Source organism: Pseudomonas sp. (assembly GCF_050739935.1).
In the GTDB taxonomy this organism is placed as follows: Bacteria; Pseudomonadota; Gammaproteobacteria; order Pseudomonadales; family Pseudomonadaceae; genus Aquipseudomonas.
Genome location: NZ_JBOICF010000068.1, coordinates 21,899 through 32,923, shown reverse-complemented (window position 1 = coordinate 32,923; position 11,025 = coordinate 21,899). Strand labels below are relative to the sequence as shown.

The following is an 11,025-nucleotide window of genomic DNA, read 5'->3' as shown; positions in this document are numbered from 1 at the left end:
CAAGCCGTGGTCCATCGAGTAGTGCCGAGCGACCTTGCGAAACCCCTCGTCACCGTTGATGTAAGCCTTGATGGCCGTGATTTTGAATTCGATGGAATACTTGCCCATGGAGGACACTCCCAAAAGTCTGGATTGGTGTCCAACTTTTTGGGAGCAGTTCACTTTCGCGCTGATCACCAAACTTCGCTACGCCACGGACCTGTAGGAGACGTCGGAGGTTACGACGGCAGCGAATGCGGTGGATCAGCCTGCATTGAGGTGATTGACCCGCCGCGCCCATCGGCAGACCGGCTCCTGCCATCCATAAACACCGCACAAAAAAACGCCCCGATTATCTCGGGGCGTTTTTTCGTTGTTGCTTACCGCTTACGCAGCAATCGATAACTTCAGCTTGTTCATCGCGCTCTTCTCGAGCTGACGAATCCGCTCGGCAGAGACTTTGTACTTCTCGGCCAGGTCGTGCAGCGTCGCCTTTTCCTCGGCCAGCCAGCGCTGGTAAAGGATGTCGCGACTGCGCTCGTCAAGCACGTTCAGCGCTTCGTGCAGGTTGGCCGTCGAGCTGTCGGTCCAGTCGGAATCTTCCAGCTGACGCGCCGGATCGTAACGATGGTCTTCCAGATAGTTGGCCGGCGACTGAAATGCGCTGTCGTCATCGGCTTCAGCGGCCGGGTCGAACGCCATGTCGTGGCCGGTCAAGCGGCTTTCCATTTCGCGCACTTCGCGCGGCTCGACACCGAGGCTTTCAGCCACACGGTGCACTTCTTCGTTGTTCAGCCACGCCAGACGCTTCTTCTGACTACGCAGATTGAAGAACAATTTGCGCTGAGCCTTGGTGGTCGCGACTTTGACGATGCGCCAGTTGCGCAGGATGAATTCGTGAATCTCGGCCTTGATCCAGTGCACTGCAAAAGAAACTAGGCGCACACCCATCTCAGGGTTGAAACGTTTTACGGCTTTCATCAGGCCGACGTTTCCTTCCTGGATCAGGTCAGCCTGAGCCAGTCCGTAACCGGAATAACTGCGTGCGATATGCACGACAAAACGCAGGTGGGCGAGCACCATCTGCCGAGCCGCCCCTAGATCCTGCTCATAATAGAGACTCTCGGCCAGTTCACGCTCCTGCTCGGGCGTCAGCAGTGGAATGCTGTTTACCGTGTGCACATAGGCTTCCAGGTTTGCGCCCGGAACCAAGGCATAAGCAGGTTGCAAAGAATTGGTCATACGAAAAAACCTCCGACACATGACTCGTGCAGTTCAGCACTGCGAAATTGACCGGGAACCGCTAAACAAGTTCCCTTAGCTGAAAAGTCAATAGATGAAACAAAATTTATGCTACAGAAGTTACCTGAACATTAAGACTCAACGAGGTGCCAGCTCTCTCAAATGGCGTGCTACCGCAATCCACGCACCGATATACCCCAACAACACCGCTCCAAGCAAGAGCGAGAGACCATCGGCCACCGGCACACCCGCCAGCGCAAAATTACTGCCATACAGCCCGGCCAATCGGACCACGGCTTCGTTGAGCCAGTCCAGGCCGAAAGCCAGTACCCCCCACGAAAGAATCCCCGCACCGAAACCGTACAGCGCGCCCATATAAAGGAAGGGCCTACGCACGTAGCTATCCGTACCGCCCACCAACTTGATGACTTCAATCTCGGTACGGCGGTTCTCAATGTGCAGACGAATGGTATTGCCGATGACCAGCAACAGGGCCACCACCAACAACACCGTCAGACCGAATACAAACCGGTCACCCAGCTTGAGAATCGCCGCCAGACGCTCGACCCAGACCAGATCCAGTTGGGCCTGCTGAACTTTCGGCAATTCGGCAAGACGCGTACGTAATGCTTCCAGCGCAGCTTTGTCAACCTCCTGCGGAGTCACCAGCACCACCCCCGGTAGCGGGTTTTCCGGCAGTTCCTTGAGCGCCTCGCCAAGACCAGACTGTTGTTGGAACTCGTTTAGCGCCTGATCGCGGGAGATGTATTCAGCTTCGGCGACGCCGGGCATTTCCTTGATTTGCGCAACCAGACCCTGACCCTCGGTCGGCGAAGCATCCAGTTGCAAATAAAGCGAGATCTGCGCGGCGCGTTGCCACGACCCACCCAGACGCTCGACGTTACTCAGAAGCAATGACAAGCCCATCGGCAAACTCAACGCAACGGCCATCACCAGACAGGTGAAGAAGCTGCCGATTGGCTGCTTGCCCAAACGACGCAAGCTGTCGGCCATACTGGAGCGATGTGCTTCGATCCAGGCGTTGAACAGCGCACTGAAACCGGGACCGTCGTCATCGTTATGTTTCTTTTTCTTCTGCGGGCCAGGCTCGGACGCCTTTGGCGCAACGCGCTCGGAAACTTTAGGACTGCGCGTGGCACTCATACGCCTGCCTCCCCGTCGCCAATCAGTCGACCGCGTTGAAGAGTCAGCATCCGATGACGCATACGCGCGATCAAGGCCAGATCGTGACTAGCGATCAACACGCTGGTGCCCAGACGATTGATGTCTTCGAACACACCCATGATTTCCGCTGCCAGCCGAGGGTCAAGGTTGCCGGTCGGTTCGTCCGCCAGCAGCAACGCCGGGCGGTGAACGATGGCGCGAGCGATACCGACACGTTGTTGCTGCCCTGTGGACAAGTCGCCGGGGTAAAGCTCGGCCTTGTCGGACAACGCCACGCGCTCAAGCGCCGAATCGACGCGCTTGGTCACTTCGGTCTTGGACAGACCGAGAATCTGCAGCGGCAGCGCGATGTTATTGAACACTGTGCGATCGAACAGCAATTGGTGATTCTGGAAAACGACGCCGATCTGACGACGCAGGAACGGGATCTGCGCGGTGCTGATTTGGCCCAGATCCTGACCCGCCAGCAGCAGTTTGCCGGTGGTTGGGCGCTCCATGGCCAGCAGCAGGCGCAGCAAGGTACTTTTGCCGGCGCCGGAATGCCCGGTCACAAACAGAAACTCGCCACGACGCACTCGAAAGCTCAGCTCATGCAAGCCGACGTGCCCGTTCGGATAGCGTTTACCGACCTGTTCGAAACGAATCATGTGCGCTCCCGCTCGGCGAATAGGGCCTGAACAAAGGGTTCGGCCTCGAAAGTCCGCAAATCGTCGATGCCCTCGCCGACGCCGATGTAACGAATCGGCAGCCCGAATTGCTTGGCCAACGCGAAGATCACGCCACCTTTGGCCGTGCCGTCGAGCTTGGTCAGCGCAAGGCCGGTCAGGCTAACGGTCTGGTTGAACTGCTTGGCCTGATTGATGGCGTTCTGCCCGGTGCCCGCATCGAGCACCAGCAGCACTTCGTGTGGCGCGGCTTCGTCGAGCTTGCCGATCACGCGGCGAACCTTTTTCAGTTCTTCCATCAGGTTGTCTTTGGTGTGCAAACGACCGGCGGTGTCGGCGATCAATACGTCGATGCCACGCGCCTTGGCAGCTTGTACGGCGTCGAAGATTACCGAAGCCGAGTCAGCCCCCGTGTGCTGCGCAATCACCGGGATTTTATTGCGCTCGCCCCAGACCTGAAGCTGCTCGACAGCTGCTGCACGGAAGGTGTCGCCCGCCGCCAGCATGACCTTCTTGCCTTCGAGCTGAAGCTTCTTGGCCAGTTTGCCGATGGTCGTGGTCTTGCCCGCGCCGTTGACGCCGACAACCAGAATCACGAACGGCTTGTTCTGACTACCGATAACCAACGGCGCTTCCACCGGCTTGAGCATCTCGGTCAGCTCGTTCTGCAGCGACTGATACAAGGCATCGCTGTCGGTGAGCTGTTTACGCGCCACTTTCTGCGTCAAGTTGCGCACGATCAGCGAAGTCGCTTCGACACCCACGTCAGCTGTGAGCAGGCGCGTTTCCAGCTCATCAAGCATGTCGTCGTCGATGGCCTTCTTGCCCAGGAACAGACTGGCCATACCTTCGCCGAGACTGGCGCTGGTTTTGGACAGACCTTGCTTTAGGCGCGCGAAAAAACCGGGCTGCTTCGGCTCGACTGGTTGAGCTTGAGTTTCAGGTGCGAGGACAACTGGCGACGTTTCTGCGACGGGGGCGCCTGGGGCCGCAAGCGGAGCGGCGGCAACGGAGACGGTCGCCGCAGACGGCTGCGACAACGCTGGTAGGTCATCGCCTGCAACGGCGTCAGGTTCGGCGACTGGCGTAGGCTCAATCGACGGCGGCACTTCCCGCGCAGCGGTATCCACGACAGCAGGCTGAGCCGGTGCGGGTTCAGTGACGATCTCAGGCTGGACGTGAGATGCAGTATGGGCTGGGATTTGCGGCGTGACGTGGGGTTCGCTCTCGTCGACCAGCGCGACCGGTTCTTCAGCGACAGGCAGTTTCAGCCAGGGCTCGGAGGTCGGTTGCTCATTAGCGACGGGCGCGGATTCAACGGCCGTCACGGCTTGCGGCACCGGCGCAGGAGACGCGGGAGGAATGCTCGGTGCAATCTGCGGCTCAACGGCGGGCTGCGTCGATTCGACGATGGGCTCAGGCGCTGTTGTAGGTATGTCTTGCGGCTGCTCGGCGACGGTTTCCTGCGGCTTTTTGCGCAGCCATCCGAACAGGCCTTTTTTCTCGCCAGCCGGGGCTGGAGTCTTCTTGTCGTCGTTGGAACCAAACATGGAGGACGGCTATCTCAAGGTAGCGACGCGCCAGAGCGGCGCCTCTGAAAAATTCTGTATGCGAAACAGACTGCTTTTATGTCCGCTTGTTCATAGGCTGCCTGGCCAATGGCTCGAACGCCGTGTGTAGCCGAACTGTCATTCAGGCCATTTCCTACCGGGTCCGTTTACGACTCGGACATCTTAGCCGTGGTCGTCAGGCAAACTGGTCGCTATCCTAACACCCCCGCGCCCGCCGACGCTAAGTTCAAGCAGGCCGTCTCGAAGGTTCAAATTACGAATGAATGCTTTTGCCCGCCGTGCCGCAGGCCTTCTGCTCGGCACATTGTGTTTGCCCCTTGCCGCCATCGCCGCCGACCCTCAACCCACTTCCGAATTCACGCTGGATAACGGCCTGAAGGTCATCGTGCGCGAAGATCATCGCGCGCCGGTGGTGGTCTCCCAGGTCTGGTACAAGGTTGGCTCCAGCTATGAGACGCCCGGACAGACCGGCCTTTCCCATGCGCTGGAACATATGATGTTCAAGGGCAGCTCAAAGGCAGGCCCCGGTGAAGCTTCGCTGATCCTGCGCGATCTGGGCGCCGAAGAGAACGCTTTCACCAGCGATGATTACACCGCCTATTACCAAGTGCTGGCCCGCGATCGCCTGGGCGTGGCCTTCGAGCTCGAAGCCGATCGCATGGCCAGCCTGCGCCTGCCGCCGGAAGAGTTCGCGCGCGAGATCGAAGTCATCAAAGAAGAACGCCGTCTGCGCACCGACGACAAGCCCAACGCCAAGGCCTACGAGCGCTTCAAGGCCCTCGCCTACCCCGCCAGCGGCTATCACACGCCCACTATCGGCTGGATGGCTGACCTGGACCGCATGACAGTTCAAGAACTGCGCCATTGGTATGAGTCCTGGTACGTGCCGAACAACGCCACGCTGGTGGTGGTCGGCGACGTGAAACCCGACGAAGTGAAGGCATTGGCCGCGCGTTTCTTCGGGCCTGTCCCGCGCCGCGACGTTCCGCCGTCGAAGAAACCACTGGAACTACCAGAGCCGAGCCTGCGCCAAATCACCGTACATGTAGCCACCCAGATGCCGAGCCTGATGTATGGCTTCAACGTACCGAGCCTGGCCACCGCCACAGATCCGCAATCAGTCAACGCCCTGCGCCTGATCTCCGCGCTGCTCGATGGTGGTTACAGCGCACGCATTCCGACCCGCCTTGAACGCGGCGAAGAATTGGTCACTGGCGCATCGTCGGATTACGACGCCTACACCCGTGGCGACAGTCTGTTCACCATCAGCGCCACGCCGAACATGCAAAAGAAGAAAACCCTCGCGGACACCGAAGCCGGTATCTGGCGCCTGCTGGACGAGCTGAAGAACAAGCCGCCAACCAAGGAAGAACTCGAGCGGGTTCGTGCGCAGGTGATTGCCGGTCTGGTCTACGAGCGTGATTCCATCACCAGCCAGGCGAGCACCATTGGCGAGCTGGAAACAGTCGGTCTTTCCTGGCGGCTGATCGATGGTGAGCTGGCAGCGCTGCAAAGTGTCACCCCGGAAGACATCCAGAAAGCCGCACGCACATATTTCACCCGCGAACGCCTCGCCGTCGCGCACGTTTTGCCGGAGGAGAAAGGCCATGAGTAAGCGCAACGGGACACGCATTGCGCGAACGCGGGCCAATGCACTGCTACTGGCCGTGACCCTTGGACTGCTCAGCACCAGCTCGGTCATGGCCGATACACCTGCCGACCCTCCCAAGGCCATCGACAAGGCAGCCAACACCCTTGAATCGTTGAAAGAACTCGACGGCAAGGCTCCGGCCCGCCGCGAGCTGAACATTCAGTCCTGGAATACGGCCGAAGGCGCGCGGGTGCTATTCGTCGAGGCGCATGAGCTGCCGATGTTCGACATACGCCTGCTGTTCGCGGCAGGGAGTAGTCAAGACGGCGCCACTCCTGGTATCGCACTGATCACCAACGCCATGCTTAACGAAGGCATCAAAGGCAAGAACGTCAGCGCCATCGCCGAGGGTTTCGAAGGGTTGGGGGCAGATTTCGGCAACGGCTCCTATCGCGACATGGCCCTCGCTTCACTGCGCAGCCTGAGTGCGCCTGACAAACGTGAACCGGCACTCAAGCTGTTCTCGGAAGTGGTCGGTAAACCGACCTTCCCCGCCGACTCACTGGCGCGAATCAAGAACCAGCTAATGGCCAGCTTCGAATACCAGAAGCAGAACCCCGGCAAATTGGCGGGTGATGAGCTGTTCAAGCGTCTGTACGGTGATCACCCTTACGCACACCCAAGCATGGGCACGGCAGAAAGCATCACGCCTATTACCCTGGCCCAATTGAAAGCCTTCCACGCCAAGGCCTACGCCGCTGGCAATGCGGTGATCGCGCTGGTGGGCGATCTGTCTCGCGCAGACGCCGAAGCGGTCGCAGCTCAAGTGTCCGCTTCGCTGCCCAAAGGCCCGGCGCTGGCCAAGACCGTTGCGCCGAGCGAGCCGCAGTCGGGCGAAACCCATATCGAATTCCCGTCCAAGCAAACCCACCTGATGCTGGCAGAACTGGGTATCGATCGCGCCGATCCTGATTACGCAGCGTTGTCGCTGGGTAACTCGATCCTTGGCGGTGGCGGCTTCGGCAGCCGTCTGATGACCGAAGTACGTGAGAAACGCGGCCTGACTTACGGCGTTTCGTCGGGCTTTACGCCAATGCAGGCGCAAGGCCCGTTCATGATCGGCCTGCAAACTCGCGCCGACTTGAGCGAAAACACGCTCAAGCTGGTCAAGGACATCACCCACGATTTCCTGGTCAATGGCCCGACCCAGAAGGAACTCGACGACGCCAAGCGCGAACTGGCGGGCAGCTTCCCGCTGTCGACAGCGAGCAACTCGGCGATCGTTGGCCAATTGGGCGCAATCGGCTTCTATAATCTGCCTCTGACCTACCTCGAAGATTTCATGACGCAGTCTCAGAGCGTCACTGTCGAGCAGATCAAGGCGGCGATGAACAAGCATCTGGACGTGGACAAACTGGTCATCGTGACCGCTGGCCCCACTGTCCCGCAGAAGCCTCTGCCGCCCCCCACAGATAAGCCAGCCGAACAACCTCTCGGCGTTCCGGAGCATTAATGACCTCGACATCCAAGCCGCCGCGTATTCACAAGGGGCACAAAATCCACACGGGCCTGGGCCAATTGCGGATTATCGGCGGCGAATGGCGCAGTCGGCGTCTGAGCTTTCCTGACGCCCCGGGCCTGCGCCCGACGCCGGACCGGGTTCGCGAAACCCTGTTCAACTGGTTGGCGCCCTATATCGAAGGCGCCCGCGTGCTTGACCCGTTTGCGGGCAGCGGTGCGTTGTATCTGGAAGCCCTGTCTCGTGGCGCCAGCATGGGGTTGGCGCTGGACACCAATTCGGCGGCCATTTCCAACCTGCGCGAGCACCTGGGAACGTTGCGCTGCACGGTGGGCAAGACTTCGACAGGCGACGCTTTGCGCTATCTGGAGACCCAGCCTGCCGAACAGTTCGACGTGATCTTCCTCGATCCGCCATTCCACCAGAACCTGCTGGCGCCCGCCTGTACGCTGCTCGAAGAGCGCAACTGGTTGGCGGACAGCGCGTGGATCTACACCGAAAGCGAAACCGCGCCATCGACACTTGGCATGCCAGGCAACTGGCGCCTGCATCGGGAGAAAAAAGCCGGTCAGGTTTACTACGCGCTGTGGGAACGAAGTGTTGCCGCCAGCTGACAGCCGGCCGTTCATCCCGGCAACCGGTCTTGGCAACCCTCATCTGCAAACGCTGTGGGGGCCGCTTTGGCGAAAGACCATTCATCTGGAACGCCGACGCGAACGCATCTGGCTGGGAGATGGCGACTTTCTCGACATGGACTGGCATGGGCCACACGACGCCAAAGTGCCGGTGGTTCTGGTGCTGCATGGCCTGACAGGCTCGTCGAACTCACCCTATGTGGTGGGTTTGCAGCAAGCGATGGCACAACGCGGCTGGTCCAGTGCTGCGCTGAACTGGCGCGGTTGTTCGGGCGAGCCCAATCTGCTGCCACGCAGCTATCACTCCGGCGCCACTGAAGATCTGGCAGAGGCGATCGAACACGTGCGCGCGGCTCGACCACTGGCGCCACTGTATGCCGTCGGGTATTCGCTGGGCGGCAACATCCTGCTCAAGTATCTGGGCGAGTCGGGACAGGACAGCCATTTGCAGGGGGCGGCGGCGGTGTCGGTGCCCTTTCGTCTGGATGAGTGCGCTGATCGTATCGGCCTGGGATTCTCCAGGGTTTACCAGCGGCATTTCATGCGCGAGATGGTCGGTTACATCAGGGACAAGCAGCGGCGCTTTCAACATGAAGGCCTGAGCGACGGGCTGGCAACGCTGGCAGCGCTCGGTTCTCTGGACAACCTGCGCACCTTCTGGGAGTTCGATGGCCGGGTGACAGCGCCGCTCAACGGCTTTGCCGACGCGCAGGATTACTACCGGCGAGCGTCGAGCCGTTATTACCTCGGTGCGATTCGCACGCCGACACTGCTAGTGCAGGCGCTTGATGACCCGTTTGTCTTCAAGCACAGCCTGCCCGAAGCGAGTGAATTGTCTGCCAGCACCCGGTTCGATCTGCAGGACCGCGGAGGCCATGTCGGGTTCGTCGGCGGCACGATCAGGACACCGACCTATTACCTGGAAAAGCGGATTCCTGAGTGGCTGGTGGATGTGCATGGTGCGCAACCCGTCTCCTGACCCAAGCTGCACAATCCCCTGTAGCAGCACGGCTTGCCGGCGGTGGCGACCTTACAAACGACACCGCATCTGAATGAGCCGGGCTTGCTGGCGAACCGTGCCGTGTCAGTCAACATTCCGATGACTGCCACACCACATTCGCCAGCAAGCCGGCTCCTACAGTTCCGAATCAGTGGTGTGTCAGCAACATTCCGATGACTGCCACACCGCATTCGCCAGCAAGCCGGCTCCTACAGTTCCGAATCAGTGGTGTGTCAGCAACATTCCGATGACTGCCACATCGCATTCGCCAGCAAGCCGGCTCCTACAGTTCCGAATCAGTGGTGTGTCAGCAACATTTCGGTGACTGCCACATCGCATTCGCCAGCAAGCCGGCTCCTACAGTTCAATATTGGTGTCGAGCCGTGCAAGATCATCCAAGACACCCACGCCGCGCGTGGCCTAACATTCGGGACATAAGGAGAACCACCATGTCCCGCTATCAATTCTACGTTCGCGGCCTTCGCGACAGTGTGCCCATGCTGGTCGGCATCGCACCGTTCGGCATCATCTTCGGAACCCTGGCTGGCGTCGGCGGCCTGTCGCTCTGGCAGGCGGTCGGCATGTCGATGTTCGTCTATGCCGGGTCAGCGCAGTTCATTGTCGTCAGCCTGATGGGCGCGGGCGCCAGCGCTGTGGTCATACTGCTGACCACTTTCATCGTCAACCTGCGCCACGTGCTTTACAGCGCCACACTGCAGCCTCAGGTCCAGGGCCTTGCGCCGCGCTGGCGATTGCTGCTGGCCTTCTGGCTGACCGACGAGACCTTCGCAGTGGTCCAGCGTTACTACCTGGTTCACGGCCGCGCACCGCTGGCTCATTGGTATTGGCTGGGGGTGACCAGCGCGCTCTATGCCTGCTGGGTAAGCAGCTCGCTGGTCGGCGTGCTGTTTGGTCAGGCGGTACCGGACATGGCTAGTTGGGGTCTCGAGTTCGCAATGCTGGCGACCTTCATCGGCATTGTCGTGCCGCTGTTGCGCAACCACCCGCAAGTCGCCGCAGCCCTGGCGGCGGGTGCCGTTGCCCTGATGACCTGGTCGTGGCCCTACAAGCTCGGGCTCATGGCCGCTGCGTTCAGCGGCATTGTCGCGGGCGTGTTGCTTGAACGTCGGCAATTTCCAAAATCTCACGATGCGGCGAGCAAGGAGGTCCACTCATGAGTTACTGGTGGCTGATTCTGGGGATGAGCGCGATCACCTTTCTGATGCGCTACAGCCTGTTCGCCTGGCCGAATCTGCGCTTCCCGCCCATTGTGCGACAGGGTCTGCATTACGTACCAACCGCCGTGCTGACCGCCATCGTCGTGCCAGGGATGCTATTGCCCGATGGACAGCACTGGCAATTATCGTGGGACAACGCCTATTTGCTGGCAGGGGTTGTAGCAATCGGGATAGCAGCGTTCAGTCGTAATCTGCTGGCGACCATTGGCGGTGGGTTGGCGGTGTTCTTCTTGTTGCGCTGGATGATGGGTCAGATTTAAGCCGGAACATCGATAGCTGTAACAGTCCGGCTTGCCGACGGCGGCGTTGTTCAGACCGCTACCTCCGGCTGGCCGAACTGCTACAGAGTCAGCAGCGCATCCCCTATAGGAGTGAACATGCTCGCGAGAGGTACGCACAG

At 60.0% G+C, this 11,025-nt stretch carries 10 protein-coding genes; 6 read left to right on the top strand and 4 right to left on the bottom strand.

The window, feature by feature from the left end:
- Positions 1–366: 366 nt before the first annotated feature.
- The 4 genes from rpoH to ftsY all read right to left on the bottom strand — a co-directional run bounded on the left by rpoH (position 367) and on the right by ftsY (position 4,621).
- A complete protein-coding gene (rpoH, locus tag ACRER8_RS13365) occupies positions 367–1,221 on the bottom strand; it encodes an RNA polymerase sigma factor RpoH (RefSeq protein WP_062385495.1) in 855 nt (284 codons plus the stop codon).
- Positions 1,222–1,359: 138 nt separating this feature from the next.
- A complete protein-coding gene (gene ftsX, locus ACRER8_RS13360; protein ID WP_431746730.1) occupies positions 1,360–2,385 on the bottom strand; it encodes a permease-like cell division protein FtsX in 1,026 nt (341 codons plus the stop codon).
- The gene (ftsE, locus tag ACRER8_RS13355; RefSeq protein ID WP_431746729.1) at positions 2,382–3,053 is read right to left on the bottom strand and encodes a cell division ATP-binding protein FtsE; all 672 of its coding nucleotides are present in this window, start codon (positions 3,051–3,053) and stop codon (positions 2,382–2,384) included. The genes ftsX and ftsE overlap by 4 nt, the downstream gene beginning before the upstream one ends.
- Positions 3,050–4,621 carry a signal recognition particle-docking protein FtsY gene (ftsY, locus tag ACRER8_RS13350; protein ID WP_431746728.1) on the bottom strand — a complete coding sequence of 524 codons (1,572 nt, stop codon included), beginning with the start codon at positions 4,619–4,621 and terminating at the stop codon, positions 3,050–3,052. The genes ftsE and ftsY overlap by 4 nt, the downstream gene beginning before the upstream one ends.
- 280 nt (positions 4,622–4,901) lie before the next feature.
- On the opposite strand from ftsY, the gene ACRER8_RS13345 reads away from it, so the two are divergent.
- The 6 genes from ACRER8_RS13345 (at position 4,902) to ACRER8_RS13320 (ending at position 10,885) form a co-directional block, all read left to right on the top strand.
- Positions 4,902–6,257, top strand: coding sequence for a M16 family metallopeptidase (locus ACRER8_RS13345; RefSeq protein WP_431746727.1), 1,356 nt, complete (start codon positions 4,902–4,904; stop codon positions 6,255–6,257).
- A complete protein-coding gene (locus tag ACRER8_RS13340; RefSeq protein WP_431746726.1) occupies positions 6,250–7,746 on the top strand; it encodes a M16 family metallopeptidase in 1,497 nt (498 codons plus the stop codon). The genes ACRER8_RS13345 and ACRER8_RS13340 overlap by 8 nt, the downstream gene beginning before the upstream one ends.
- Positions 7,746–8,366: a 16S rRNA (guanine(966)-N(2))-methyltransferase RsmD gene (gene rsmD / locus ACRER8_RS13335; protein ID WP_431746725.1), complete on the top strand. Its 621-nt coding sequence runs from the start codon at positions 7,746–7,748 to the stop codon at positions 8,364–8,366. Before ACRER8_RS13340 ends, rsmD begins: the two co-directional genes overlap by 1 nt.
- The gene (locus ACRER8_RS13330) at positions 8,350–9,366 is read left to right on the top strand and encodes a hydrolase (protein ID WP_431746724.1); all 1,017 of its coding nucleotides are present in this window, start codon (positions 8,350–8,352) and stop codon (positions 9,364–9,366) included. The genes rsmD and ACRER8_RS13330 overlap by 17 nt, the downstream gene beginning before the upstream one ends.
- A gap of 470 nt (positions 9,367–9,836) precedes the next feature.
- Entirely contained in the window at positions 9,837–10,565 is a 729-nt protein-coding gene (locus tag ACRER8_RS13325) for an AzlC family ABC transporter permease (protein ID WP_431746723.1), read from the top strand.
- The gene (locus ACRER8_RS13320) at positions 10,562–10,885 is read left to right on the top strand and encodes an AzlD domain-containing protein (protein ID WP_431746722.1); all 324 of its coding nucleotides are present in this window, start codon (positions 10,562–10,564) and stop codon (positions 10,883–10,885) included. Before ACRER8_RS13325 ends, ACRER8_RS13320 begins: the two co-directional genes overlap by 4 nt.
- Positions 10,886–11,025: the final 140 nt, after the last annotated feature.